The sequence below is a fragment of the Bartonella sp. CL71SXKL genome (assembly GCF_042194935.1).
Taxonomy (GTDB): Bacteria; Pseudomonadota; Alphaproteobacteria; order Rhizobiales; family Rhizobiaceae; genus Bartonella.
Map to the genome: position 1 here is coordinate 25,013 of NZ_JBHINI010000007.1, position 26,118 is coordinate 51,130.

Annotated in this window: 24 protein-coding genes, 1 tRNA gene and 2 pseudogenes; 15 read left to right on the forward strand and 12 right to left on the reverse strand. The window is 35.2% G+C overall.

The features are described 5' to 3' along the window. Window positions 1–57: 57 nt before the first annotated feature. A complete protein-coding gene (gene gatC, locus ACFILA_RS05120; RefSeq protein ID WP_375660769.1) occupies window positions 58–345 on the forward strand; it encodes an Asp-tRNA(Asn)/Glu-tRNA(Gln) amidotransferase subunit GatC in 288 nt (95 codons plus the stop codon). A 31-nt stretch (window positions 346–376) separates the two neighbouring features. Next, window positions 377–1,861, forward strand: coding sequence for an Asp-tRNA(Asn)/Glu-tRNA(Gln) amidotransferase subunit GatA (gene gatA / locus ACFILA_RS05125; protein ID WP_375631121.1), 1,485 nt, complete (start codon window positions 377–379; stop codon window positions 1,859–1,861). 96 nt (window positions 1,862–1,957) lie between these two features. On the opposite strand, the gene ACFILA_RS05130 is transcribed toward gatA, so the two are convergent. From ACFILA_RS05130 to ACFILA_RS05150, 5 genes are all read right to left on the reverse strand, one after another. Beyond that, window positions 1,958–2,668: an ABC transporter ATP-binding protein gene (locus ACFILA_RS05130; protein WP_273791026.1), complete on the reverse strand. Its 711-nt coding sequence runs from the start codon at window positions 2,666–2,668 to the stop codon at window positions 1,958–1,960. Next, complete coding sequence (locus tag ACFILA_RS05135; RefSeq protein ID WP_273791027.1) at window positions 2,655–3,437, reverse strand: ABC transporter ATP-binding protein; 783 nt, start codon at window positions 3,435–3,437, stop codon at window positions 2,655–2,657. The genes ACFILA_RS05130 and ACFILA_RS05135 overlap by 14 nt, the downstream gene beginning before the upstream one ends. Then, window positions 3,434–4,492: a branched-chain amino acid ABC transporter permease gene (locus tag ACFILA_RS05140; protein ID WP_273791028.1), complete on the reverse strand. Its 1,059-nt coding sequence runs from the start codon at window positions 4,490–4,492 to the stop codon at window positions 3,434–3,436. The genes ACFILA_RS05135 and ACFILA_RS05140 overlap by 4 nt, the downstream gene beginning before the upstream one ends. Next, window positions 4,492–5,568 (reverse strand): branched-chain amino acid ABC transporter permease, encoded by a 1,077-nt coding sequence (locus ACFILA_RS05145; RefSeq protein WP_375631123.1) that lies wholly within the window; start codon window positions 5,566–5,568, stop codon window positions 4,492–4,494. Before ACFILA_RS05145 ends, ACFILA_RS05140 begins: the two co-directional genes overlap by 1 nt. A gap of 114 nt (window positions 5,569–5,682) precedes the next feature. Then, the gene (locus tag ACFILA_RS05150) at window positions 5,683–6,816 is read right to left on the reverse strand and encodes an ABC transporter substrate-binding protein (RefSeq protein WP_273791030.1); all 1,134 of its coding nucleotides are present in this window, start codon (window positions 6,814–6,816) and stop codon (window positions 5,683–5,685) included. 323 nt (window positions 6,817–7,139) lie between these two features. On the opposite strand from ACFILA_RS05150, the gene ACFILA_RS05155 reads away from it, so the two are divergent. From ACFILA_RS05155 to ACFILA_RS05170, 4 genes are all read left to right on the forward strand, one after another. Beyond that, complete coding sequence (locus ACFILA_RS05155) at window positions 7,140–7,715, forward strand: cold-shock protein (RefSeq protein WP_273791031.1); 576 nt, start codon at window positions 7,140–7,142, stop codon at window positions 7,713–7,715. A gap of 251 nt (window positions 7,716–7,966) precedes the next feature. Continuing rightward, window positions 7,967–8,479 (forward strand): DUF192 domain-containing protein, encoded by a 513-nt coding sequence (locus ACFILA_RS05160; RefSeq protein WP_375660770.1) that lies wholly within the window; start codon window positions 7,967–7,969, stop codon window positions 8,477–8,479. Further along, window positions 8,476–9,249 (forward strand): alpha/beta fold hydrolase, encoded by a 774-nt coding sequence (locus ACFILA_RS05165; protein WP_375660771.1) that lies wholly within the window; start codon window positions 8,476–8,478, stop codon window positions 9,247–9,249. Before ACFILA_RS05160 ends, ACFILA_RS05165 begins: the two co-directional genes overlap by 4 nt. 615 nt (window positions 9,250–9,864) lie before the next feature. Then, a complete protein-coding gene (locus ACFILA_RS05170) occupies window positions 9,865–10,077 on the forward strand; it encodes a DUF3126 family protein (protein ID WP_375660772.1) in 213 nt (70 codons plus the stop codon). A gap of 43 nt (window positions 10,078–10,120) precedes the next feature. Here ACFILA_RS05170 and radC read toward each other — a convergent pair whose 3' ends face one another. The 3 genes from radC to sfsA are packed head-to-tail and all read right to left on the reverse strand — an operon-like array spanning window position 10,121 to window position 12,472. Then, window positions 10,121–10,915 carry a DNA repair protein RadC gene (gene radC / locus ACFILA_RS05175; RefSeq protein ID WP_375660773.1) on the reverse strand — a complete coding sequence of 265 codons (795 nt, stop codon included), beginning with the start codon at window positions 10,913–10,915 and terminating at the stop codon, window positions 10,121–10,123. Window positions 10,916–10,932: 17 nt separating this feature from the next. After that, on the reverse strand, window positions 10,933–11,763 hold the full coding sequence (gene map / locus ACFILA_RS05180; RefSeq protein ID WP_273791036.1) for a type I methionyl aminopeptidase: 831 nt from the start codon (window positions 11,761–11,763) through the stop codon (window positions 10,933–10,935). Continuing rightward, complete coding sequence (gene sfsA / locus ACFILA_RS05185; RefSeq protein WP_273791037.1) at window positions 11,756–12,472, reverse strand: DNA/RNA nuclease SfsA; 717 nt, start codon at window positions 12,470–12,472, stop codon at window positions 11,756–11,758. The genes map and sfsA overlap by 8 nt, the downstream gene beginning before the upstream one ends. A 278-nt stretch (window positions 12,473–12,750) precedes the next feature. Between sfsA and ACFILA_RS05190 the strand changes: the two are divergent. The 4 genes and pseudogenes from ACFILA_RS05190 (at window position 12,751) to ttcA (ending at window position 16,337) form a co-directional block, all read left to right on the forward strand. Further along, a pseudogene (locus ACFILA_RS05190) lies at window positions 12,751–13,588 on the forward strand (RNA methyltransferase). Next, window positions 13,581–14,408: a glutamate racemase gene (gene murI, locus ACFILA_RS05195; RefSeq protein WP_273791039.1), complete on the forward strand. Its 828-nt coding sequence runs from the start codon at window positions 13,581–13,583 to the stop codon at window positions 14,406–14,408. Before ACFILA_RS05190 ends, murI begins: the two are co-directional and overlap by 8 nt. A gap of 170 nt (window positions 14,409–14,578) precedes the next feature. Continuing rightward, a complete protein-coding gene (rpsD, locus tag ACFILA_RS05200) occupies window positions 14,579–15,196 on the forward strand; it encodes a 30S ribosomal protein S4 (RefSeq protein ID WP_273722651.1) in 618 nt (205 codons plus the stop codon). A 265-nt stretch (window positions 15,197–15,461) separates the two neighbouring features. Beyond that, window positions 15,462–16,337, forward strand: a complete 876-nt coding sequence (ttcA, locus tag ACFILA_RS05205; protein WP_375660774.1) for a tRNA 2-thiocytidine(32) synthetase TtcA — start codon at window positions 15,462–15,464, stop codon at window positions 16,335–16,337. Between the two features lie 531 nt (window positions 16,338–16,868). Here ttcA and rimO read toward each other — a convergent pair. Both rimO and lexA read right to left on the reverse strand, forming a co-directional pair. Further along, complete coding sequence (rimO, locus tag ACFILA_RS05210) at window positions 16,869–18,182, reverse strand: 30S ribosomal protein S12 methylthiotransferase RimO (protein WP_375660775.1); 1,314 nt, start codon at window positions 18,180–18,182, stop codon at window positions 16,869–16,871. A gap of 460 nt (window positions 18,183–18,642) precedes the next feature. Then, window positions 18,643–19,347 carry a transcriptional repressor LexA gene (lexA, locus tag ACFILA_RS05215; RefSeq protein ID WP_273791042.1) on the reverse strand — a complete coding sequence of 235 codons (705 nt, stop codon included), beginning with the start codon at window positions 19,345–19,347 and terminating at the stop codon, window positions 18,643–18,645. 1,225 nt (window positions 19,348–20,572) lie between these two features. Here lexA and ACFILA_RS05220 point away from each other — a divergent pair. Further along, window positions 20,573–20,648: transfer RNA gene (locus ACFILA_RS05220), tRNA-Lys, on the forward strand. A 90-nt stretch (window positions 20,649–20,738) separates the two neighbouring features. On the opposite strand, the pseudogene ACFILA_RS05225 reads toward ACFILA_RS05220, so the two are convergent. Beyond that, a pseudogene (locus ACFILA_RS05225) lies at window positions 20,739–20,925 on the reverse strand (hypothetical protein); the annotation flags it as partial. Between the two features lie 277 nt (window positions 20,926–21,202). On the opposite strand from ACFILA_RS05225, the gene ACFILA_RS05230 reads away from it, so the two are divergent. Continuing rightward, on the forward strand, window positions 21,203–22,102 hold the full coding sequence (locus tag ACFILA_RS05230) for a septal ring lytic transglycosylase RlpA family protein (protein WP_273791043.1): 900 nt from the start codon (window positions 21,203–21,205) through the stop codon (window positions 22,100–22,102). A 149-nt stretch (window positions 22,103–22,251) separates the two neighbouring features. On the opposite strand, the gene ACFILA_RS05235 is transcribed toward ACFILA_RS05230, so the two are convergent. Beyond that, window positions 22,252–22,467 carry a hypothetical protein gene (locus tag ACFILA_RS05235; protein ID WP_375660776.1) on the reverse strand — a complete coding sequence of 72 codons (216 nt, stop codon included), beginning with the start codon at window positions 22,465–22,467 and terminating at the stop codon, window positions 22,252–22,254. 729 nt (window positions 22,468–23,196) lie between these two features. On the opposite strand from ACFILA_RS05235, the gene ACFILA_RS05240 reads away from it, so the two are divergent. The 3 genes from ACFILA_RS05240 to ACFILA_RS05250 are packed head-to-tail and all read left to right on the forward strand — an operon-like array spanning window position 23,197 to window position 26,073. Further along, window positions 23,197–24,360, forward strand: coding sequence for a D-alanyl-D-alanine carboxypeptidase family protein (locus ACFILA_RS05240; protein WP_273791045.1), 1,164 nt, complete (start codon window positions 23,197–23,199; stop codon window positions 24,358–24,360). A gap of 28 nt (window positions 24,361–24,388) precedes the next feature. Continuing rightward, window positions 24,389–25,033, forward strand: a complete 645-nt coding sequence (gene tmk / locus ACFILA_RS05245; RefSeq protein ID WP_273791046.1) for a dTMP kinase — start codon at window positions 24,389–24,391, stop codon at window positions 25,031–25,033. Continuing rightward, the gene (locus ACFILA_RS05250) at window positions 25,030–26,073 is read left to right on the forward strand and encodes a DNA polymerase III subunit delta' (protein WP_375660777.1); all 1,044 of its coding nucleotides are present in this window, start codon (window positions 25,030–25,032) and stop codon (window positions 26,071–26,073) included. The genes tmk and ACFILA_RS05250 overlap by 4 nt, the downstream gene beginning before the upstream one ends. Window positions 26,074–26,118 lie beyond the last annotated feature (45 nt).

Consider the following 26,118-nt stretch of genomic DNA (forward strand, 5'->3'; position numbering starts at 1 on the left):
TGTATAGCCAGAATAAAGATCAATAAATAAACAAAAAAGCAGAAAGGCGTAAAGAGTATGTCTGTTGATCAAGAGACAGTCAAGCGGATAGCACATTTAGCAAGGATTGCCCTCCACGATGATGAGATAGAACCTGTGACAAAAAAATTCAATGCTATTTTAGGTTTTGTAGAACAATTGAATGAAGTTGATGTCAGTGGAATTGAGCCATTAATATCTGTGATGCCGATGACTCTACGAATGCGTGAAGATAGTGTTACAGATGGTGATAAAGCAGCAGATATTGTAGCCAATGCTCCTGTTACAGAAGAAAAATTTTTTCTTGTCTCAAAAATTGTTGAGTAATTTTTTATATTTTTGAAATTTGAGAACCAATATGACTGATTTAACAACCCTCACAATTGCGCAAGCTCGTGATGCTTTAACAAAGAAGAATCTCAAAGCAACAGAATTAACGGAAGCTTATTTACAAGCAATAGAATTAGCTAATCCAATTTTGAATGCTTATGTAACAATAACAGCAGAACAGGCAATGAAAATGGCTGCTGAATCAGACAGTCGCTTAGCGAAAGGGCAGGGAGGGCTTTTAGAAGGAATCCCCTTGGGGATTAAAGATCTTTTTGCAACCTATGGTGTTCATACTCAAGCCTGTTCACATATCCTTGATGGTTTTAAACCGCACTATGAATCAACTGTCACAGCTAATTTATGGCAAGACGGTGCTGTGATGTTAGGAAAACTTAATATGGATGAGTTTGCTATGGGCTCATCCAACGAAACATCATATTATGGCCCCGTTATTAGTCCATGGAGAAAAAAAGGCTCGAATGAAAAACTCGTACCCGGTGGTTCATCGGGAGGATCTTCTGCCGCTGTTGCTGCACAAATTTGTGCTGGGGCAACAGCAACAGATACAGGTGGCTCAATACGTCAACCAGCAGCTTTTACTGGAACTGTAGGAATAAAGCCAACTTATGGACGTTGTTCGCGATGGGGCGTTGTCGCGTTTGCTTCATCTCTTGATCAAGCTGGACCTGTTGCCAGAGATGTTCGTGATTGTGCTATCTTACTCAGATCAATGGCCTCTTTTGATGAAAAAGATTCTACTTCCGTCAATTTACCAGTTCCTGATTATGAAAGTTATCTTGGTCAATCAATCAAAGGAATGAAAATAGGTATTCCAAAAGAATATCATGTGGATGGAATGTCTCCAGAAATTATTGAGCTTTGGCAAAAAGGAATAAATTGGTTAAAAGAAGCAGGTGCTGAGATTAAGGATATTTCTTTGCCTCATACAAAATATGCTCTACCTTCTTATTACATTATAGCTCCTGCAGAAGCCTCTTCTAATTTAGCGCGTTATGATGGTGTGCGTTTTGGTTTGCGCATGCCTGGAAAAGACATCATTGAGATGTATGAAAATACACGTTCTGTTGGTTTTGGTAATGAAGTTAAGCGGCGTATTTTGGTGGGGACTTATGTCCTTTCATCTGGTTATTATGATGCCTGTTATCTAAGAGCTCAAAAAGTAAGAACACTCGTAAAACGTGATTTTGATCAATGTTTTGCTTCAGGCATTGATGCTATTTTGACACCAGCAACACCAACACCTGCTTTTGGTATTGCTGATGAAAAAATAAAAACTGATGCTGTAGCAATGTATCTTAATGATATTTTTACGGTACCAGTCAATATGGCTGGTTTACCAGGAATTTCTGTTCCTGCTGGTCTGTCATCAAATGGTTTACCTCTAGGATTGCAATTGATTGGTAAACCTTTTTCTGAAGAAGTCATTTTTCAGATAGCGCATATTATTGAACAAGAAGCAGGAATATTCAGTGCAGAAAAATGGTGGATGTAATAGTCAAAATTCACAAAGGAGCATTTCTCATCCTTAATGAGAAATGCTTTTTTTAAAGGTGGAGGGAATGAGCTCTATTTCCTTAATTCGTAGTCTTTATCCACCAAGATAGGCTTCTTTAACACGCGAATCAGAGAGCATAGTTTTTCCTTCACCGTGAAATAAAATATGTCCTACCTCTAAAATATAAGCATAGTCAGCTATGGAAAGTGCAGCAAATGCATTTTGTTCAATAAGAAGAACAGTTTTTCCCATATCATTAATTTTTCGAATAATAGAAAAAATTTCTCGAACGAGAAGTGGCGCTAACCCCAACGAGGGTTCATCTAATATGACCATATCAGGATTGCTCATGAGTGCACGGCCCACAGCAACCATCTGTTGTTCACCACCTGACATTGTTCCTCCCAACTGTTTTGCTCTTTCACGTAGGCGCGGAAAAAGGTCAAATATCCATTCAATATCACGGGAAATTCCCTGCTTATCGTGACGAATATAAGCACCTAGATGAAGATTCTCTAAAACAGTGAGATGGGGCATGATACGTCGTCCTTCAGGACTTAGAGCAATCCCTAATCGCAAAATCTCTTCTGGTGATTTTTTAATAATAGATTTGCCATTATAGGTAATTTCTCCATAAACAGAGCGATTAAGTCCTGTAATAGAACGTACAATACTGCTTTTTCCTGCACCATTGGCTCCAATTAAAGTGACAATACTGCCCCGCTTTATGGACATAGAAAGATTTTGGACAGCTTTAATGGCGCCATAATGAACGTAAAGATTTTTTATTTTAAGAATATCCATAAACATCTCCGCCAAGATAAGCTTCAATAACTTTAGGGTTATTACGAATTTCATCTGGTGTACCATTGGCAATGCAACAGCCATATTCCATAACCAAAATATGTTGGCAAAGCCCCATAACCACTTTCATATCGTGCTCAATAAGAAGAATTGTAAGATCAAAGTCTTTTTGCACTTTTGCGATGAATTTTCTAAGATCTTCACTTTCTTGTGGATTCATGCCAGCAACAGGTTCATCAAGAAGAAGCAATTTGGGCTTTGTGGCTAACGCGCGTGCAATTTCTAGACGTCGTTGCACACCATAAGGTAAAGCTGTTGCCGATTGATTGGCAAGGTGATCAAGTTGTAGCTGTTCAAGGAGCTCCAAGGAATTTTTATAAACTTCCTTCTTTTCTTTCATTGCTTTTGAAAAAAATAGAGCTGAAGAAAACCAAGGATATTTTTGTCGAACATGCGCTCCTACCATAACATTCTGCAAAACCGTTAACCCTGAAAAAAGACGAATATTTTGAAATGTTCTGGCAATATGGCTTCTACAGATAATATAAGGAGACGCTCCAGAAATTTTTTTCTCATCAAAAAGAATGATGCCGCTTGTAGGAGCATAAAATCCAGAAATCATATTGAAAACTGTTGTTTTTCCAGCACCATTGGGACCAATTAACCCAGTAATACTTCCTCGTTTAATTGCCATATTAACATTATTTACAGCAACTAATCCGCCAAAACGCATTACAATATTATTGAGTGAAAGGATGTTGTCGTTCATAGCTTTCCCTCAGTATTAGAAAGCTTTTTGCGTGTCAAAAAGCTATAAATTCCATTCCATGAGAATTCTCGTTGTCCCATTAACCCTTTTCTCCAAAACAAGATAATTACCAGCAATAAAAGAGAAAAAACAACCATACGAAGTCCTGGGGTTTCTGGAATATGTATAAAACCTAAGTCAAATGGACTTTCAATAATACGAAGCCATTCAAGCATTACTGTAATAATAATGCTGCCAATAATGCTCCCTGTAATTGAACCGAGACCACCAGCAACAACAATCATCAAAATATTAAAAGTCAAAAGAAAATTAAACATTTTTGGATCAATGGTTGAAATAAGAGCCGCCATTAATGCGCCACCTATACCTGCAAAAAACGCTCCAACAGTAAAAGAAAAACTACGGTAGAAAAAAGCGTTAATTCCCATAGTTTTCGCAGCTATTTCATCATCACGGATAGCACGTAATACGTTACCAGTATTGCTTTGCAGTAAGAGGACAATAAAGAGAACAGTAAATGCTAGCCAACCGTAGTTCCACCATAATGTTGCATTTTGAGGTATTCCTTTGATTCCCAAAGAGCCATTTGTGAGCGATGTTGCGTTCGTAATGACAATGCGAATAATTTCTGCAAAACCTAATGTTGCAATTCCAAGATAATCACCACCAAGACGCAATATTGGTAAAGCAATCAATAAACCTACAACTGCAGCACACAAACCACTTACAACAACAGCGATAAAAAAAGGTAACTGTAAATGGTATAATGGTTCAGCAATAGGATCAAGAATCCACATCATTTCTTTTTGTTCAGGGGAAAGAAGTAAAATTGCGCAAACATAAGCACCAATAGCCATAAATCCAGCATGTCCAAGAGAAAACATACCTGTAAAACCGTAAATCAAATTAAGCGAAATTGCCAATATCGCATTAATAGCAATCAGATTTATGATACGAAGCGTATAGTCATTAAAATGGCTATCAGCATAAAATAAAAAACCTATAAAAACGAAAATACTTATACACGATAAAACAGTTGTCGCTGACTTCGCCATTAGATTTTCTCCTGACTTCTTTTACCCATTAATCCTGTGGGCAATATCAATAAAATCAGAATCAATAAAATGAAAGCGAAGGCATCTCGATATCCAGATAGCGCGGGAAAAAATGCGATAATCATAATTTCAATAAACCCTAATAACAATCCTCCCAACATTGCACCTGGTATCGAACCAATACCTCCGATAACAGCAGCGATAAATGCTTTGAGACCAGGAAGAACACCCATATAAGGCTGAATTTGAGGATAACGTAAAGACCACATAATGCCTGCTATGGCGGCAAGAGCTGAGCCTATTCCAAATGTAAACGCAATAACTTTATTGACAGACACACCCATCAAACGTGTTGTTTCAATATCATGGGAGATTGCGCGCATAGCAAGACCCGGTTTTGTTTTATGGATAATCCATAATAGTAATAAAATAAGAATTAATGACACAAAGGGAACGATCAAAGACATGGGAGCAATTCTGATGATACCATCTGCTCCTGATCCTAGATGCCATAAAAATGGTGTTACAAGAAAATCTGGCTGTTGTACACCTTTCGGAACACCACTAAAGAGTACAGTAGCAAGATTTTCAATAAAAAAAGAAACACCGATTGCACCGATAAGTGCCGAAATACGCGGAGCATGGCGTAGAGGTTTATAAGCAAATTGATCAACAGCAACACCCACAGCACTTGTAATAAAAATGGAAAAACAGAGAGCTAAAGCCCAAATCGGTGTAAAATCTTGTGGGGAAATTTTAAAATAATAAACAAATCCTAGCGCAAGAATTAAAAAAGTAGCAATCCAATAAATTGGAGGACGCCTTTTAAAGCCTATAAAGACCGAATAATAAACAAGAGCAGCAAGGAACAAAAGAAGAAAAGCTGCCCAAGCAGGCATAAAGCCAATTGTGGAAAAGAAAACAAAATATGCTCCCAGCATAAAGATATCACCGTGAGCAAAATTAATGAGTCTCAGTATACCGTAGACCATGGTGTAGCCAATAGCAATAAGCCCATAAAGAGATCCCAATGCCAGTGCATTAAAAAAGTACTGGATGAACATTTCAGTGCTCATCTCTCATCCTTCCACATTTGTTAATTTACATAGGACAATAAGAAATTTCTAAGTTTTTGGTTGAGAAAAAGATCCTCAACCAATTCTTGCATTTTAATAAGTACAACTTTTTAATTAAAAAGCAGGTTTAACTTCTTCTAAATAAACACGTTTTCCATCCTGTATTTTAATGATACCAATAGGAATTTTAGGATTATGATTTTCATCCATTGACATATCCCCAAAGGGGGTAGGAAAATCTTTTAATTGGCTAAGTGCGATAGTAATTTTTTCACGATCAGTGCTACCAGCATTTTCAATAGCCTTCATGAACATCATATAACTCGTGTATCCCAAAACAGAATTGATATTTGGTTCTTTGTCAGGGTAAGCTTTTTTCCATTCTTTTGTGAATTCTTGCGCAGCTACTGACATATTTGGCATATCCTCACTATAGGGAAGTGTCGTATGTAAGAAACCTTCTGCAGCTTTTCCTGCAATCGTAATGGTTTCTGGATTATCCATAGCATCTCCACCCATAATTTGAAACTTAGCCCCTAATTCTCGTGCTTGTTTCATGATGATAGCACCTTCAGAAAAGTAAGATGGAATGAATAAGATATCAGGTTTCTGGGCGATAATTTGCGTGAGAACAGCTGAAAAGTCCTGATCTCCAGAATTATAATTTAAATTTGAGATAACTTCACCACCTAATTTTTTGAAAGCACGCGTAAAATAACTTGCAAGACCAATAGCATAATCGCTTGAAATATCTTTAAGGATAGCAGCCTTTTTTGCGTGTAAAGTTTGGCTTACATAAGTTGCGATTCCTACTCCTTGATAGGAATCAATAAAGCAAGCACGAAAGTAATATTTTTTACCCTGTGTAACAAGGGGACTTGTTGAGGACGTTGCAATGGTTGGAGTCTTTGCCTTTTCAGATATTTCACCACCTGCTAACGAGAGCGAAGAACCATAGCTACCAATGATTCCACTCACTTTTTCACTTGCTGTTAAACGCATAACAGCATTAGCCGCTTCTACTTTATCAGACTTATTATCAATAATAACAAGTTCTACTTTACGTCCTAAAATTTCTGGAACTTTTTTATGGGCTAATTCTATACCTCTAATTTCAAGCTGACCTCCAAATGCATTTTGACCACTTAATGGAAGATAAACACCAATCTTAATAGGTTCACTCGCATAAACATTTGCTGTAAATGCCATAAATGCTGCGATTATCGTAAGGATTTTCTTCAATTGCATTGCGCATTTTCCTTAATTGAATTGTCGTTTTTTCACCTTATATTGAACTTCTTCATCATGCAAGTTACACATTAATCAAAATATCATTATGTAAAAAAACTTTTATATGACCTCTTTTGTAGGGCACTTCTTGTAAGGTATGTAAAGTGTACAATCAAATAGTTTTATAAATATTCATGTTGATATTCTCTGACATGAACATAGAAGATACGACAATGTGGGGAAATCTTATCTTGGGGCTTGCGTGTTGATACAAGAGCAATGTTTACTTAAATCTAGAGAATCAATATCGTACAATTTATAAGCTACAGGATCACGTTATTATGACGAGTAAGGATGCATTAAAGGATTGTTCCCCATCTGAGGATAGTATAGGTGCTTGTGGGGAGATTATCGAAATCAGTGGTGTCATTAAGTGGTTTGATGGTAGTAAGGGGTATGGATTTATTGTACCTGATTTACCTCATTTCCCCGATATATTATTGCATGTTACAGTAATGCGAAGGGATGGTTTTCAAACAGCTTTGGAGGGAGCTAAAGTCATTTGTGCTGTGGAAAAAACCGAACGAGGATTAAAGTGCGTTCAGGTGAAATCCATAGATTGTTCTTCAGCAATTCATCCATCAGAAGTTCCAGCCCGTACCCATGTTGTTGTTACTCCAGAAAGTGGACTAGAACGAGCAATTGTTAAATGGTTTAATCGTGACAAAGGATACGGTTTTCTTAGCCGTGGGCAAGGAACGGAAGATATTTTTATTCATATGGAAACATTGCGCCGTTTTGGTTTAGCAGAGCTTCGTTCCGGTCAAGTTGTTCTTGTACGTTTTGGTAAAGGAGAAAAAGGTTTAATGACAGCAGAGATTTATCCGGATATAGGCATTCCTTTAGCTACGCATTAAATTTCACGAGTGAAATCAGTATGTTTTCTGTATTTTTAAAGGTGATTGTTTCATAAATTGCTATAGAAGTAGATTTTTAAAGAAAATATAGCTCTCGTGAATCTATAAACCAAATGAAGGAAATTGTGCATATTACGTTGAAAGAAACTAGAAAATAACAAGGAAGCAATTCTCTTGTTTTTTGACTTTTAAACTCTGGTACTTTTTATTTTATAAACAAAATTTAAAATTTTTCTGTGGTGGAGACAAGAATGTTAAAGCCTTTTAAAAAGGGGCATATTGCTTTATTGGTGATGCTTTTTATGCTAGATATGCGTGTTGTTGTAGCAAAGGAGCCCATAGAGATTCCTGTGCATCCGATTCCTTTAGAAATACATACAAAGCAAGGTCCGGTTTTTTATAAGGTAGAGATTGCTTTTACGCCATCTCAAGCAGCAGCTGGTTTAATGTATCGAACTGATTTTCCACGCGATCGTGCAATGCTCTTTAAGCAGCTAAAAAGTTCCCAATCGGGAGATGAACAGAAAATTTTTATGTGGATGGCAAATACCCCTTTACCCTTAGATATGATTTTTTTAAACTCTGAGGGAATTATTGTATCGATTGTTGAAAATACTTCTCCATTTTCAACAAAGACCATTTCATCAGAAGTTCCTGCAGCTTTTGCACTTGAGATTAACGCTGGTGAAGTTTCTGAAAAAAAGATACAAAAAGGGCAACGTGTTATTCATCCTGTACTTTGTGGAAAGTGCAATAAAAAATGACCGCTGAAGATATTCGTTTTTTTGAATATAATGGTTTGCGATTTGCTTATCGAGAAGAAGGGCAGGGCGCGCCTATTTTGTTGATCCATGGTTTTGGATCTTCTGCACGGGTGAATTGGTATGCAACGGGTTGGTTTCGTATTCTCACTGAAGCAGGATATCGTGTTATTGCTCTTGATAATCGCGGTCACGGAGATTCAGTTAAAAGTTATGATCCTGTCTTTTATACACCTCAAGCTATGGCTGGCGACGCTGTAAAGTTACTACAGCATTTAGAGTTATCTAAAGCTCATGTTATGGGATATTCTATGGGGGCTCGTATTAGTGCTTTTATGGCTCTTTTGCATCCAATATATGTACACAGTGTTATTTTTGGTGGTTTAGGTATTGGTATGGTGACGGGAGCAGGAAATTGGGAGCCCGTTGCTGAGGCCCTTTTAGCAGAAGATATTTCCACCATTACCAATGCACGCGGTTTAATGTTCCGTAAATTTGCAGATCAAACGAAAAGCGATAGACGTGCTCTTGCTGCTTGTATCATTACATCAAAACAGGAGTTAACGGCGTCTGAAGTTTACAAAATCAAACAACCAGCACTTGTTGCTGTTGGTTCATTAGATGAAATTGGCGGTGCTGCAGAGCCATTGGCAGCCTTGTTGCCTTGTGGTGAAGCTATATCAATTCCTGATCGAGATCATATGCTTGCTGTAGGCGATAAAGTTTATAAAAAAGGTGTTATCGATTTTCTTTCTCGTTATCCTATAAAATAAGAATTCTTCATAGCTTTTAGAATTTACAGAAATACCCAATATTTTTATCTCGTATAAATTAAAAAAGCTTATTTAAAAATCTTTCTTTTGTGACATAAGTTTTTATAAAGAATGAAAAGAAAAATAAACTCTTATTAGCTTATTTTGTATATTTTTCAGAGATGTAACTCTTCTAAGATTAGATAATTATACTTTAAAAGTTATTAAAAAGAATTATTTTTGAATGATGTAATAAATATTTTTTGCTAAAAAATGTAGTTTTAAATAAAAAAATATTGTTATTTACATTTTTTATAAAAGGAACAAAATTATAAATTATTGATCAATTTATTCTTACAAATATGCATTCTAAATACAGATGCTAAAATTGGAGATAAAGTAAAATTATTAAAAATATACAGTTTTTTGCCATTTTTTAATCTATACGGGTATATTTAATAATGATAGACTCTTTTTGTAAACGTTCTTTATGAATTTATAAAGAACGTTGTAAATATATGTAACATTAAGTAAATATTCAGATTATGCTTTTTTACTGACTTTACAGAATCATAAGAGTGTCTTATTTGCGCGACACGCAATTATTTTAATCGTTTCAAAAAATAGGAGAGCATAGTGAATGCTGATGAAATAAAAAAACTTGATAATTATTTTAAAAATATATTCCAAAACTCAGCATTGCAAGTCAGAGCACGGCCTAAAAAGAGTGATTCTTGTGAGGTTTATATGGGAGATGAGTTTTTAGGCATTATCTATCGAGATGATGAAGAAGAAGAGCTCTCCTATAATTTTTCAATGGCTATATTAGATATTGATTTAGAAAATTGATTTGTTATTCATAGTTGAATGAAGTCTTTTTATCCCATAAGATTTATATAAGTTTTAACGCTTTAAAGCTCGTATGGTTATTTCGTGCAATAATAAGATGGTCATGGATAATAATGCCTAATGCATTTGCTGCATCTTTTAATCTATATGTCATTGTTATATCTGCATCAGAGGGGGTGGAATCGCCAGAAGGGTGATTGTGGACTAAGATAAGTCCTGAGGCGGATAACTCTAAAGCGCGAGAAATAACTTCACGAGGATAAACAGGGGTATGATCAATGGTTCCAGTTTGTTGCACCTCATCAGCAAGCAAGCCGTTTTTCTTATCAAGAAATAAAATACGAAATTGTTCACGTGTTTGGTGAGCCATAACAGCTTTACAATAAGCTAAAACTTTATCCCATGATGAAAAAATATCGCGTTTAAACAATTGCGCACGAGCAAGACGTCCAGCAACATCTGAAATAATTTTTAAATCAATTGCAGTGGCGGGACCACATCCTGGAATTTCTTGAAGTCGGTGAATATCCGCTCCCAACACATCAGCTAATGAACCAAAACGCGCTATCAAATTTTTAGCTATGGGTTTTGTGTTTGCACGGGGTATTGTGCGAAAAAGCAATAATTCAAGATACTCATAATCTTCAATTGCATTTCCTTTTGACTTTAAATAGCGCTTCCGAAGACGTTCACGATGTCCTTGATAATGTTTATGAAGCTGTGCGTTTTTCTGAGGCTCTTCACTTTTTCTTTCTGATACTGGGGTGAGTGGAGAACTCGATGTTAATGCAAAGTGATTACTTTGAGTACCTTCCTTTTGATTTAATTTTTTAGCCATAACATCTCTACGTTGCGTTAGGTATGCGAATTTGGAATATAAAAAATATTTTTAGGAGATTGCGTAAATATTTCATATCCTTCATTTGTCACACCAATTGTATGTTCATATTGTGCTGTCAGAGAACGGTCACGGGTAACAGCAGTCCAACCGTCAGATAAAATCTTAACTTGTGGTTTACCAAGGTTAATCATAGGCTCAATTGTAAACATCATACCTTGTTTTAATTCGACTCCTTCTCCAGGGTTTCCATAATGGAGGATATTAGGAGCATCATGAAAAAGCTGGCCGATACCATGTCCGCAAAAGTCTCTCACAATTGAACAGCGTTCGGATTCTGCATACTGTTGAATGGCTGCCCCGATATCACCTGTCGTTGCTCCAGGCTTAACGACAGCGATTCCTTTCATAAGACTTTCATAGGTTATTTTTAGCAAGCGTTCTGCTGCACGCCTAATTTTTCCAACAGGATACATTCGGCTTGAATCCCCATGCCAACCATCAAGGATAAAGGTTACATCAACATTTACAATATCACCTTCTTGCAAAGGTCTTTTATTGGGAATGCCATGGCAGACAACGTGATTGATAGATGTACAGCATGAATGGCTGTATCCATGATAATTTAGATCAGCAGGAAGTGCTCCTCGCTTAGCTCCAAAAACGAATACAAAATCATCAATTTCTTGCGTAGTAACGCCCGGCTTAATAATATCCGTAAGCGCATCAAGGCATTCTGCAGCAATACGACCAACTTCACGCATTTTAGCAAAAGCATAATCATCGAAAATGCGGATTTTTCCATTAAATTTTAAAGGGATTTTATTATATTCGATATACTCAGTCATTGTTTCTTCTATTTTCTATTTTTACTCTCTGAATCGGAAAAATGCCTTCTACACTTACATGACACTTTACAGCATAACATTCTACCCCTGATTTTAATGCTAAATCAAACTTACGTCCATAGAGTGGATCAAGATCATGACAAATTGTAAAAGCTGTGCAATCTTCTCGTTGAATAATATAAAGCATAGCAGCTCGTTTTCCTTGTTGTACAACTCCTATGAGCTCATCAAGGTGACGTGCACCACGTTTTGTTTCGCTATCAGGAAATTCTGCTAATCCTTTCTGACGAATAAAATGAACATTTTTGACTTCTAGGTAACAATCAGGAAGAATGTCATCTTGTAAAAGAAAGTCAATTCGTGATTGTGTCCCATAGCGTTGTTCTTTTAAAATTGTTTTATATCCACTTAATTCTGGTAGTAATCCGTTTTGAATTGCCTCTAACGCAAGCTTATTGGGTAAAGAAGTATTAATGCCAACCAAAGTATTATCGGCTTCAATAATTTCTAATTGATAGGCATATTTTCGTTTGATGTCGTTATGATAAGAAAGCCAAATATTGGAGTTGAAAGCTGTTAATCCAAGCATTGATCCTGTATTAGGTACAGACACGGTGAGGACATGCTGATCATCTTGTTGAACATCTGCAAGGAAACGTTTATAACGACGGATAAGCTTTGCAGGAAAAAGTTTGGGAATAAAGTGCATATCCCTTTTTAGGATTTATGATTTCATAATTCAACTGAGATTATGATTTGCAGGGGCTGTTTCCTATTAAAAGTAGATAAAATTGATGTAAAAAACGCTACGATATCGTTCACTTTAATGGCTTTTAAAATTTATTATTAGGTTTAGAAACTATTATCTTTGAATGAAAAGATAACATTGTCTATAATTTATTATTAAACAGCATTAGAGTATTGTGAAAAAGGTTTCGTAAAAAATAGTGGAGAGGGAGATAGTTTAAGTGAAACTAGGTAAGATTGATGGCAGGAACGAATAAGAATCGTGAAAATTTAACAAATGGTCCCATTATTATTTTAGTTGAACCGCAGCTTCCTGAAAACATTGGTATGGTCGCAAGGGCAATGGCAAATTTTGGGCTTTCTAAGCTTCGATTAGTCAATCCTCGAGAAATGTTTCCAAATGAAAAAGCTAGAGCTGCTGCAAGTAAAGCTGATCATGTCATTAACAATGCTGTGATTTTTAACACATTGCGTGATTCAATTGCAGATTTACACTATGTTTTTGCCACAACAGCACGTGAAAGATGTGGATTTAAAACTGTAAAAAGTGCTGTCGAAGCAGCAAGCGTATTACGTCAGCGTGAAAGTATCGGACATAAGACAGGTATTGTCTTTGGAAGAGAGAGATGGGGACTAGAAAATGATGAAATCAGCCTTGTTGATGAAATTATTACTTTTCCAGTTAATCCTGCTTTTGCGTCACTTAATATTGCGCAAGCGGTTCTTTTAATGTCTTACGAATGGATGAAAACTGGTTTAGAGAATGTCAGCGATACGGCATTTCGTGCCGCAGAGATGGAACCTGCAAATAAAACAATATTTCATGGTTTTTTATCTCAGTTAGAAGAGGCTTTGAATATCCGTGGGTATTTTAGACCCCCAGAACGCAAAGAAGTAATGCTTGCAAATTTGCGCTCTGTTTTTACGCGCGCTAACTTTAGTGAACCTGAGGTTCGTTTATTGCGAGGCATTATATCTTCTTTGGATCATTTTTCGCCACAATATCCACGGGGGAGTAGAGCACCTGAAGAACGTGATCGTAAAAAAATTAAAAATAAGTGTGAAAACTAATGGATGAACGACCTGTTCTTTTTTTTGATAGCGGTATTGGTGGTTTAACAGTGTTTAGGGAAGCGCGTATTCTTATTCCTGAAATGCAATTTATCTATGTTGCTGATGATGCAGGATTTCCTTATGGAAATTGGAAAGAAAATATTTTGAAAGAGCGTATTTTGAAGATTTTTACAAATCTTTTAACACGCTACAATCCAGCTTTATGTGTGATTGCTTGCAACACTGTTTCTACACTGATGATAGCAGATTTACGACAGAATTTTCCTCATGTCCCTTTTGTAGGAACGGTTCCTGCAATTAAATCAGCTGCAGAACAAACAAAATCTGGTTTTATTTCCGTATTAGCGACTCCTGGAACAGTTAAACGTGCTTATACAAATGAATTAATTAACTCTTTTGCTGGACAGTGTCATGTTCAGCTTGTGGGAAGTAAAAAGCTGGCTGGACTTGCTGAAGATTATTTACGGGGAAAATCTATCGATTCAGAAGAGTTAAGAAAAGAAATCCTGCCATGTTTTGTGGAAAAAAATGGACAATATACGGATGTTATTGTTTTAGCCTGCACACATTATCCTTTTTTGATTAATTTCTTTCGTGAACATGCTTTATGGTCCGTTGAGTGGATTGATCCGGCGAAAGCGATCGCCAAACATATCAGATCTTTATTACCATTGTCGGGAGAAATACACCATCAATATATAAAGAAATATCAAGATTTTGCGTTGTTGACATCGAAAAATATCACTTCTTTAACGGAGAATTTGTTTAAAGGATTTGGCTTAAAACTCATGAAAGGAGTTGACTTTGGGTTACGAGACCAATAATGATGATCTGGCTATTTTTTCAAGAAAATAGCATTAATTGACGTGTCCCGTGGATAACTTTGCATATTGATATGTTAAGGTATTCTGTCAGTCTTTAGTATTTAAAGGCAGAGGAGGGCGCGTTTCCTTGGGATCTTAAGATCTCGTGTTTTATTTTATAAGGAAATGCGATGAGTAAACGCGAAACAACAAAGTATAAAATTGACCGTCGTATGGGAGAAAATATTTGGGGGCGTCCAAAATCTCCTGTCAATCGTCGTGATTATGGTCCAGGTCAGCATGGACAGCGTCGTAAAGGAAAACTTTCTGACTATGGGGTGCAGTTGCGCGCTAAACAGAAATTGAAAGGGTTTTATGGAGATATTTCAGAAAAACAATTTCATAAAACCTATGAAGAGGCTGCTCGTCGACGGGGCGATACTGGCGAAAATCTTATCGGTCTGTTAGAATCACGTTTGGATGCTGTTGTTTATCGTGCAAAATTCGTACCTACGATTTTTGCTTCTCGCCAATTTATCAATCACGGTCATGTTAATGTCAATGGGCGGCGCACAAACATTCAATCTTATCGTTGTAAACCAGGTGATGTTATTGAGGTTCGGGAAAAATCGAAACAACTTGTTTTAGTGTTAGAATCAGTGCAATTGGCAGAACGTGATGTCCCTGATTATATTGAAGCAGATCATAAACAGATGAAAGCAACCTTTACGCGTATTCCTGCTTTTGCAGATGTTCCTTATGCTGTGCAAATGGAACCTAATTTGGTTGTTGAATTTTATTCTCGATAATTTTTCTGTAAGAGAAATTGTTTCTCTCTTCTAGTATGATAACTTCAAAATATTGTGTTATTCTTACAATATTTGAAGTTAATAAGTTCTTTTTGTAAATGGTTCTATATTAAGTTTATTGCTATGTTTTATAGTCATAAATTTGTATAGTTCCATTTCTTTTTTGTGTATCTAATTTATAAATTCAAAAAACATAAATGTAAGCTTGCTTTAATATTTTTTTATCTTTGCAAAACGAGCTGTTACTTATGCAGGATATGGTATTATGAATGATGTTCCAGTTGAATATCAAGTAATAGAAGAAAACGAAGGGAGAGATGATCCTTTAATAAGCGAAGCAGATAATTGTCATCCAATGTTTCGTGTTGCTCCTTCAAGCGTAGAATTTAATAAATTACGCAAACGACTTTTACGTCATATGCGACAAGCTTTGGATGATTTTTCTATGCTCTCTACAGGAGAAAAATGGCTTGTTGCTTTATCGGGTGGAAAAGACTCTTATGGTTTATTAGCGCTTCTTTTAGACTTAAAGTGGCGAGGTCTTTTATCCGTTGAAATTCTTGCCTGTAATCTTGATCAAGGGCAACCAGAATTCCCTAAGCATATTCTTCCAGACTTTTTAAGTTCTTATAAAATTCCATATCGTATTGAATATCAGGATACTTATTCCATTGTTACAGATAAATTGGCAGAGTCGCAGACATATTGTTCACTTTGTTCTCGATTACGACGTGGTAATCTCTATCGTATTGCACGTGAAGAGGGATGTTCTGCATTAGTTTTAGGTCATCATCGTGATGATGTTTTAGAAACATTTTTTATGAATTTGTTTCACGGTGGCCGATTAGCTGCCATGCCTGGAAAACTTAAAAATGATGAAGGAGATCTTTTTGTGTTACGTCCTCTTGTTTATGCTGCTGAGGAAGATATGGAAAAATTTTCTCAAGCAATGCAATTTCCGATTATTCCTTGTAATCTTTGCGGTAGTCAAGATGGTTTACAACGTAATGCCATGAAAGAAATGCTGAAAAATATAGAAAGACAAATGCCAGGACGTAAAGATACGATGATTCGCGCTTTAACAAATGTACGCCCAAGTCATTTGCTTGATAAGAAATTCTTTGATTTTAAAACGTGTTAATAAAAATTAGATATTTAAAAAAATAAGTTCAAAGAGTTTAAGATAAGATACTTATTTATAATGATAATTTATTGTTTTTTAATTTAAATACCGTCAGATTGTTTTGTTTCAAATTCTCTTATATTGCATCTATAAAAAACATCTGCCTGCATATCACAAAGGAAATTCTCGTGTGCATCAAACTCTCTTGAAAAAATTTTCCTTTCACTAACCAATGACTGTCGCAATATCAAAAATAGGAAAATAGTACGGTTGTTGATTTTCTCTTTTGTTAATTAAAAATAGTGAACCTTGTGGATTTTATTTTATTCTGTTGCGCCGCCATCACCGTCATTTAAGGTATTAAATTAAGAGAATATATAACTGCTTGATATTTTGGGAGTGTATAGCAACACTCAGGGCAAGAATTGCTCGTAAATTCTCATGAAGTGAGTTACATAAGTGATCAAGTTCGATTGTGAGTAGCCGACCTTTTATAAACCAATGCTGATAGAAATCTTCATCATTGAGGACAGAGAAGGAGTTAAATTTTTAAACGGCTATACCATAAAGGTCATAGGCATCCGATTGTTCGATTTTAACGGTGACAAATTCACCAACACGCAGTGGGCGTCGTGATGATATATGGACAACACCATCTATTTCTGGAGCATCGTACTGACTCCGTCCTTTGGCAACTTTTCCTTGACTTTCATCAATAAGAACTTGGAGTCTTTTTCCAATTTTTTTCTTTAAAAGATATGTAGAAATTTGTTGTTGTTTTGCCATAAAACGATGCCAGCGGTTTTCTTTCACCTCTTCAGGAATATTTTCTAATCCCAAATCATTTGCGGCAGCTCCTTTTACTTCTTCATATTTAAAGCACCCAGCGCGTTCAATTTTTGCTTCTTCTAGCCATTCTAGAAGTATATTAAAATCTTCATTCGTTTCACCAGGAAAACCAACAATAAATGTTGATCGCAAAGTAAGATCTGGACAGATTTTCCGCCATTTTTCAATTCTACGGTTTGTTTTTTCCATAAGTGCGGGACGCTTCATGTGACGCAAAACAGCCGGTGATGCATGCTGAAAAGGAATATCCAGATAAGGAAGAATTTTTTTTGCAGCCATAAGTTCGATAACTTCATCAACATGGGGATAAGGATAAACGTAATGCATACGTATCCAAATACCCATATCGCCTAGTTCGCGACAAAGATCAAAGAATTTCGTTTTGATTGTACGATCTTTCCAAGAATTTTCGAGATATTTAAGATCAACACCATAAGCACTCGTATCTTGTGAAATAACCAAAAGTTCTTTTACACCCGCTTGCACGAGTTTTTCAGCTTCACGAAGAACATCGCTGATGGGACGTGAAGTGAGATTACCACGCAGAGTAGGGATGATACAAAAACTACACTGGTTAGAGCATCCTTCAGAAATCTTTAAGTAGGCGTAATGGCGAGGTGTTAAACGAATACCTTGGGGAGGAACTAAATCAAGAAAAGGATCATGAATTGGAGGAATTGCTGTATGAACAGCTTCTATAACGCTTTCATAAGCTTGCGGTCTTGTAATAGCCAATACATTAGGATATGTTTGGCGAATAGCATCAGGATCAGCACCAAGACACCCTGTTACAATAACTTTTCCATTTTTTTTAAGAGCTTCATCAATATTGGCTAATGATTCTTTCCTTGCCGAGTCAAGAAAACCACAGGTATTCACAATAACGACATCAGCTCCTTGATGTTGACGTGAAATTTCATACCCTTCAGAGCGAAGGCGTGTAATAATTCGCTCAGAATCTACGAGTGCTTTTGGGCATCCGAGGGAGACAAAACTAATACGAGGTGCTACCATGATGATCCTACAATTACTATGAATGATTCAGTTACGTTTTTATTAACTTAAAAATAATGTTCTTTATTTTTATACCTATGCAATACAGTCTGTTACAAAGTTATTTGATTTTTTTCTACAAAATTTTATGTGTTTTTATGCATGCATACAATTTTGTCTTATTATATCGTAAAATTCCATCATTGAGGACGAGGATATAAGGCTGCTTTCTTTAAAAACATTCAAGTTCTTTTCAAAGTACGTGGTGAATATTTTAAAGCTTACTTGCCAAGCCTTGCATAAGTGAAGAACATGGAGGGAAGGGAAAGTGAAATCCGCTCGATAAGGATCTGGATTGTTTATAAACCGAATTGGGGGCATCCTTTGTCTGTGGAGAAGAAGTCAATTGCGTGTGGCACAATAAAAAAATACTCAACAGCTTCTTATTGCGATATATATCGCGTACTATAAGGTTTATTTTTTAATATTTGCGAATAAGTCCGGTAAGTTTGCCTTGTATTTCTACACGCTCGGATTCGTATGTCCGTACTTCATAATGAGGATTTGCAGCTTCTAATGCAATAGAAGCTCCTTTGCGTCGATAACGTTTTAATGTTGCTTCTTTTTTATCAATAAACGCAACAATAATTTCACCTGTTATTGCTGTATTTTGACGTTTCACAATGATCGTATCTTTATCAAAGATACCAGCCTCCATCATAGAATCATCTTTAACTTCTAATGCGTAGTGCTCACCTGTATTAACCATATCGAGTGGAAGAGAAAGGCTGTTTATTTGCTGCAGTATAGCAGAGGCGGGTACGCTTGCAGAAATACGTCCCATAATAGGAATGGTGATATTTTTTTTTTCTTCTTCATCAAAGGGACTCAAGCTTTTTGATATTTCCCTTTTATTTCTTTCTATTATACTGGGAGAAATTTTACGTGCTAAAGAAAGGTTAAATGTTATTTTCTCAGGAAGTCGAATTACCTCCACAGCACGAGCACGATTAGGCAAACGACGTATAAAACCTCTTTGTTCTAAGGCTATAATGAGCTTATGAATACCAGACTTTGAAGAAAGTTCTAATGCATTTTTCATTTCTTCAAAAGAAGGAGGAACACCAGTTTCTTTTATATGGTTATGAATAAACAAGAGTAGCTCATACTGTTTACATGTTAGCATTCAATATTCCAATCAAAATAATAAAAATTAGTAAAGTAAAAATACATGTATATATAACACTTTTACAATTTTTATCGACAAATCAAAATTATTTTCTTTGTTTTTGATCTTATCGTTTAATAAAGTAATATGTTTATTTATAGATATATTTAAATTATTATTTATATACTATATAGCTACATTAATATTAAATAATGTATAAAATACTTTATAGTTCTGACTGAATTATCTAACACCAAATTTTATGACCAGTATTATCCTTTTCTTCTAAAAATATATCTACATGTTTTGTAATTTCTGATATAAAAAAGTTAAATAGAAGGTATTCTATATATTTAGAACTCTCTATGGGTATTTAAAATCATTTTACATACTGCATATTATTTCTGCTTTTTTATTCTTAGTAAAATTATCTACAGCTCTAATAGTGAACACAATTTATAGTCATTCGAGATATTTTCAATGAGACTAAATTTTTGCTTCATATCTACTTTATTCTATAGGATAAACTGGCTTTCGTTATATATTCATTATGCATAAATAAAATTATACTCTCAAAATGCCATTGTTGCTCATTGTTCCATTTTCAGGTCTAACGTGTCAACTGCTATATACTATTTTCATGAACCCTAATGTTACGATAAATTTTGATTATTGAAAGGAGGCATAAAAGGTATTTTCATTTCTTTTTTATAGTTTTATTCTCTCACTTATATTGGTCAAGAAAATGCTTTTTATTGTTTCAATATAAAAAAGATTTGAAATGAGATAAGCTTACAGTATTTGAGACTTATCACTCAAGTGATAAAAATGATAAATTATTATAAATCAATATATTATCTTATAAATCTGTATTTATATTTGAAAATTGAACACTAAGATATAAAGATATAAAAAATAATATTATAATAAAAGGTATTTTTTCTTCTCTACCCATTATGCTCAACAACCCATGTGAGGGGAAGGGGGTAATTTCTCATAATTTTAACGCTTCGAATCTATGCAATATTTTGCAGTGAAATTTTTCCTTTATTGAAACTTCAAAAATAAGATTAAAGAGTACTTATACAATGATGAAGTAAAGGGGTGAAAACGAAAAATTATTGATAATTGAAGAAAATAATAATATTTTTCTCCAAAAGGTGTTGACCAAATGGAAAGTCAACCGTATGTTCCCTTCACTTTCTACAAATTAGATAGTGTGCAAACTAGATAGCTTGTATGAGAGCGCGTAGCTCAGCTGGTAGAGCAACTGACTTTTAATCAGTAGGTCCAGGGTTCGAATCCCTGCGCGCTCACCAAATTTAAATTAATATCAATAGGCTATAAAAAATTTAAGAATCTTTCTTGTTTTTATTCTTTTTGAAGTTTTTTGTTGATTCTATAACCTGTCATTTTCTATCAGCTGTTTTGAAATAGAGCGATGCTATGCTGTCTCCTGTCCAACAAAAAAGAGCTTTAAGATTACGATAGGATTGTACCTGCGTTGGCAGCACATGTGGTTTCTAATTTTCTCAATCTATAGGTTGATTTTTTAATACCCACTGCATTACATGATTCGCAAAACAAGTTGCTAAAATCACCACTTATTCACACTTTATATTATGAAATGACTTTTCTATAAGATGTTGATTTATTTAATTTTTACTCTTTTTAACATCTACTATAGTACATTTATTTCTTATGAAGATCATAAAAAGGTTAACAATACGTTAATTTCTTGATAGAAGGGGCCAATTCAAGAGTGGTATATGCGCGAGGGGAATCATTTAAAAACGTAAATTCTTCCGTTGCGTACAAAAAGCGTGACGTGGTTTTTACAGTAGTACTTAACAGAAATAAGTGGACTGAATAGATGCCTTCAAATAGAAAAAAGAAATTTACTTTTATGATTAAACCAACACTTCAATTGTTTTCTATGATCGTCATTTCTCAGTCACTGGTATCTTGTTGCGCAAGCCAAACTATGAATTTTTCAATAAAAGATTCCTATCATAATAAACCAATTAACGTAAACACTTCTGTACTACCTCAACAAGTCTCCAATAAGAAGAATCAATCGGAAGAAAAAAAGCGTGGACGAGCGATTGTTGGTAAACCTTATCAAATAAAAGGAAAGTGGTATTATCCTCAAAGTGATCCAACTTATAAACGTGTTGGCGAAGCATCATGGTATGGTTCAGATTTTCATGGACGTTTAACTGCCAACGGTGAAATTTATGACATGAATCTTTTGACTGCTGCTCATCCTACAATGCCTTTACCTAGCTATGCTCGTGTCACTAATTTGAAAAATGGATCTTCAATCGTTGTTAGAGTGAATGATCGCGGACCTTTTATGAAAGACAGAATCATTGATTTATCAAGGCAAGCTGCGACAATACTGGGGTATGTAGATAGGGGGGTTGCAGATGTTAAAGTAGAATATATTGCTGAAGCACCTGTTGGCTATTATGATGGTGCATATTTAATGTCCTCTTATACTCCTGGAAATGCTGCCCCATATTCATTAGCGTCGGAAAATGTTTCGAAAAAAAGAGAAACTGTTTTGTTAAAAGAGCAGCGCAATACAGGAAACAAAAAGGAACTAGCTAAAGCAGCTGCTGTTGAACAGGAACAACGTAATAAAACTGTTGCAGTTAAATTGCCAGAAATTGGTCCTATCATGGTTGATAAGCCGATTCCATTCGATCAAGTTGCTTCTATAAATAAGCTAAACAAAAAAACAAAGGTCAATTGGCTACAACTGTTTTAAGAAAAAATGCATTGATTTTTTATCTATATAATTTTCTAGTAAAAAAGGTAAGAACTTACGGATTTAGTGTAAGATTTTCATCTTAAAGCGCTTTGTCCTTTTCAAAAAGCGTGGTGGGGTGCTATTATTATAAATTCAGTACGGCCTTTCTACTCCATTGCTGGTCTATTCGTCGTTTTATGATATTGCTTGCTTAATAAAGCGCGTACTTTTCTTACTGTAATAGCTTTTGCTAGACGAAGGTAGATTATTGTATCAGTCTGTTTGTGTAATCTCCAAAACAACTGTACAATCGATTTGAGAGGAATAAAAAGCTTAACAAGTAAAAAAATATTTTCTTTTGATTCGGCTTTGCAATTTTCCAAAGTATCCACGGTAATATCTTATGAAGAGATTATATATTACCTCATGCTTTTGTTTATCATGTTCTTTAATGGAGTAAGTTCCCTCACGAAAAACAGAGCGTCTCAAACAAAATACGCTTACATTGCCAATTCGCGAACTTATTTAAAAGAGACATACTTCAACACGCTACAGGTCTATTTTACGACATCGCCTGTGAATGGCATAACTGTAACGCCTTTAGATATCACCATCTTCACACTTATGAAGATATAAACCGACACCGTCATACACTTTGCAAGCCCCAATGTTTTATGCGATAATTCTTAACACTTGAGAGGTTGATAAGAAGTATTTTTACTCTCTTTTTTAATAATTTTTATCTATATACGAACCCTACTTATGATGCGTAAGCAAGCGATTTTATTGAATTCAATATGAGAGGAAATATAACGAAAGAATCTTACAGTATTTTGAATCAGATACACGTTAAAAGATTATAATTTATCATAATAAATCAATCTACTATCAATATAAAACAACAAATAAAAAAATTTTTTTGTCTCTCATGCTTTAAAACATAAAATTGAATCTAGGTGGAATATAAGAAGTGCATCATTTTACTTTTACTAACGCTGAATAAAAATAAAATCTTTTCTTGAGTCATCAATAATTCCTCAATTTGCGGAAATAAAAAAGTTTTTTCCTATATAAGATTTTTTATGTTGATCTTTGGGATGGGAGGAGCAGCTATGTACACAATATTAAGGATCTTATTGACCTTATGGGGGATATTGGTATTTGTCATGTGGGGGAAAGCAGAAGATTTTCAAATTTCTGCTTCACAATTGTTATTACTCGATGATGATACAGAGACAATACTTTATGAAAAACAAAGTGCTATTCCTTTTTTTCCTGCTTCATTAGTAAAATTGATGACAGCAGAAGTTGTATTTCATCAATTAAAAAAAGGATTATTAAAAAGTACGCAGAAATTTAAGGTCAGTGAAAATGCTTGGCGCAAGGGTGGAGCACCTTCCGGTACAACCACTATGTTTGCAAAGATAAAAACAGAAATCAGTGTTTCTGATCTGTTGCGTGGTTTAATTATTGTGAATGGAAATGATGCTGCTATTATTCTTGCTGAAGGAATATCGGGAGATGAAGCTCATTTCACAAAGTTGATGAATCAGCGCGCAAAAATAATCGGATTATCTCAGAGTCATTTTGTTAATGCAACAGGGTTACCCGAAGAGGGACAATTTGTAACTGTGCGTGATATGATTATATTAGCACGTCATATTGTTCAGGAATATCCGGACTATTATGCACTTTATTGTGAGCCTCATTTTACATGGAATAATATTTTTCAACGTAATAAAAATCCTCTTATTTCTAAGGAAATTGGTGTAGAAGGATTTGGTTTTGGCTACAGTGAAAAAGAAGGTTTTTCAATGGTTGCCACCATTTCTAAAAATCATCGACGTCTTTTTTTAGCAATCAATGGTTTGCAAGATGGTAAAAAATATACAAAAGAAATAGAACGCATTCTTCAATGGGGAATGACGGCTTTTGATCTCAAAACGATTTTTACAAAAGAAGAAACGGTTGGTCGTGCTTCTGTTTATGGTGGTAAACAAAATTTTGTTCCACTCATTGTTAAAACACCAATAAGTTTTATGCTTTCGAATGAAAAAAAAGTAAATGTTAAAGCAAAAATTAAATATCATGGTCCATTGAAAGCTCCCATCGTTTCTGGGCAATCAGTTGGCGTTATTCAAATTTTAGAAGATAAAAAGGTTCTTCTGGAAAAACCAGTTTTTGCCGGAATGAATGTTCAGGAAGGAAGTTTCTTTGCAAAAGTAAAAAATGCATTCTATGAAATAACAATTGGATGGTTACGAAAATATTTGTAGTTACGCGCTAATAAGGTTAAGATCATACGTGTCAGGTTATTTTATTACATTTGAAGGAGGGGACGGGGTAGGGAAAACGGTGCAGATTTCTTTACTTGCTGAGTCTCTCTCACACCAAGGTTATGATGTTGTCACAACACGAGAACCAGGAGGAACACCAGGAGCAGAAGCAATCCGGCATATTTTGTTGTCGGGGCAGGCGCGACAGTATGGACCGTTGATTGAAGCTGTTTTGTTTACAGCTGCACGTGTCGACCATGTTACTGAGGTTATCGCACCTTCTTTGCAAAAAGGTAAAATCGTTTTATGTGACCGCTTTATTGATTCTACACGCGTTTATCAAGGACTCAATGATACCGTCAGTTCTTCTCTTCTTTCTGTTTTAGAGTGTATTGCGCTCAATGGTATTTTGCCTCATTTAACATTTTTATTAGATATGCCTGCAATGTGTGGTATGAAGCGTGCAAATTTGCGAAGAAAAAAAACAGAAGAAATTGATTATTTTGAAAAAGATCTGTTGGAAATTCAAGAACAAAGGCGTCAGGCTTTTCTTCAATTGGCCAAACAGGAACCCCATAGATTTCGAGTTATTGATGCCACTGGCTCAGTGGAAGCCATTGCTCATCAAATAAAAAATATTTGTCATCAGGTATTGTTGGATCAGCTTTCATGAGTAATGTAAATACCTTACGCCAATATGATGATATTGATACAATTTTATCACCATCCCAGAACAATGTTATCTTTGGTCATGAGGATGTGCGTCATTTTTTGACACAAATGCTTAAAGAAGAGCGTTTACATCATGCATTATTATTTGAAGGAGAATATGGGATTGGAAAGGCTACATTAGCCTTTCATCTTGCTTGGAACATTTTAAGTTCTCAACAGAGTGCTTTCTTGAAACCCGATCCTTATTCTACCCCATGGCGCCAAATTACACAAGGAAGTCACCCTGGTCTTTTGTATATTTCACGTCGATTTGATGTGAAAACGCAAAAGTTTAAAACAGGAATACTCGTTGATGATATCCGTGATATTATGCATTTTTTAAGCCGAACATCACAAGAAAATGGATGGCGTATAGTTATTGTTGATTCTGCAGATGATATGAATAGAAATGCAGCAAATGCAATTCTTAAAATACTTGAAGAACCACCTACAAAAACGTTATTTGTTATTATCGCGCATTCTTCTGGCAAATTGCTTCCAACAATCCATTCACGGTGTCAAAAAATCTCTTTTCGTCCCTTGAATAACGATGAAATGAAAAAAGTTATTACACATATTTTCGCCAATCAGGATTTACCTGATGAGAAAACAATTGAAATGATTATTGAAAAATCTAAAGGAAGTCCTCGAAAAGCTGCTTTACTTGTTTGCCATGGCGGTTTTGAAATTATTAAAACAATTGATGCTCTCCTAGAGAAACCTGTTTGTAACGCAATGATTGTACATACTCTTGCACAAACATTTTCATCTGTTTCTTCTACATTCCAATTTCAACAATTTTGTGATGAAATTCTTAATAAAATTCAAAAAAAAGCTATCATGCTCGTTGAAAAGGGAGACTTATTTCTCTCAAAAAAATATGCGGAAAAATGGCGGGAGATTCATCAAGAAATAGAGGAAATACAACTGTTTAATCTCGATAAAAAGCAGTTTGTTATTAACTTGCTTTTTAAAGTTCATAAGATCATTCATGAGGATTAGTTTTTCCGTGACAATGCGATAAACAAACGTTATGTCATAATATCT

Excerpts from the sequence above, each read along its gene's own strand:
- gatC (WP_375660769.1), top strand. The coding sequence starts at position 58 with ATGTCTGTTGATCAAGAGACAGTCAAGCGGATAGCACATTTAGCAAGG.
- gatA (WP_375631121.1), top strand. The coding sequence starts at position 377 with ATGACTGATTTAACAACCCTCACAATTGCGCAAGCTCGTGATGCTTTA.
- ACFILA_RS05130 (WP_273791026.1), bottom strand. The coding sequence starts at position 2,668 with ATGGATATTCTTAAAATAAAAAATCTTTACGTTCATTATGGCGCCATT.
- ACFILA_RS05135 (WP_273791027.1), bottom strand. The coding sequence starts at position 3,437 with ATGAACGACAACATCCTTTCACTCAATAATATTGTAATGCGTTTTGGC.
- ACFILA_RS05140 (WP_273791028.1), bottom strand. The coding sequence starts at position 4,492 with ATGGCGAAGTCAGCGACAACTGTTTTATCGTGTATAAGTATTTTCGTT.
- ACFILA_RS05145 (WP_375631123.1), bottom strand. The coding sequence starts at position 5,568 with ATGAGCACTGAAATGTTCATCCAGTACTTTTTTAATGCACTGGCATTG.
- ACFILA_RS05150 (WP_273791030.1), bottom strand. The coding sequence starts at position 6,816 with ATGCAATTGAAGAAAATCCTTACGATAATCGCAGCATTTATGGCATTT.
- ACFILA_RS05155 (WP_273791031.1), top strand. The coding sequence starts at position 7,140 with ATGACGAGTAAGGATGCATTAAAGGATTGTTCCCCATCTGAGGATAGT.
- ACFILA_RS05160 (WP_375660770.1), top strand. The coding sequence starts at position 7,967 with ATGTTAAAGCCTTTTAAAAAGGGGCATATTGCTTTATTGGTGATGCTT.
- ACFILA_RS05165 (WP_375660771.1), top strand. The coding sequence starts at position 8,476 with ATGACCGCTGAAGATATTCGTTTTTTTGAATATAATGGTTTGCGATTT.
- radC (WP_375660773.1), bottom strand. The coding sequence starts at position 10,915 with ATGGCTAAAAAATTAAATCAAAAGGAAGGTACTCAAAGTAATCACTTT.
- map (WP_273791036.1), bottom strand. The coding sequence starts at position 11,763 with ATGACTGAGTATATCGAATATAATAAAATCCCTTTAAAATTTAATGGA.
- sfsA (WP_273791037.1), bottom strand. The coding sequence starts at position 12,472 with ATGCACTTTATTCCCAAACTTTTTCCTGCAAAGCTTATCCGTCGTTAT.
- murI (WP_273791039.1), top strand. The coding sequence starts at position 13,581 with ATGGATGAACGACCTGTTCTTTTTTTTGATAGCGGTATTGGTGGTTTA.
- rpsD (WP_273722651.1), top strand. The coding sequence starts at position 14,579 with ATGAGTAAACGCGAAACAACAAAGTATAAAATTGACCGTCGTATGGGA.
- ttcA (WP_375660774.1), top strand. The coding sequence starts at position 15,462 with ATGAATGATGTTCCAGTTGAATATCAAGTAATAGAAGAAAACGAAGGG.
- rimO (WP_375660775.1), bottom strand. The coding sequence starts at position 18,182 with ATGGTAGCACCTCGTATTAGTTTTGTCTCCCTCGGATGCCCAAAAGCA.
- lexA (WP_273791042.1), bottom strand. The coding sequence starts at position 19,347 with ATGCTAACATGTAAACAGTATGAGCTACTCTTGTTTATTCATAACCAT.
- ACFILA_RS05230 (WP_273791043.1), top strand. The coding sequence starts at position 21,203 with ATGCCTTCAAATAGAAAAAAGAAATTTACTTTTATGATTAAACCAACA.
- ACFILA_RS05240 (WP_273791045.1), top strand. The coding sequence starts at position 23,197 with ATGTACACAATATTAAGGATCTTATTGACCTTATGGGGGATATTGGTA.
- ACFILA_RS05250 (WP_375660777.1), top strand. The coding sequence starts at position 25,030 with ATGAGTAATGTAAATACCTTACGCCAATATGATGATATTGATACAATT.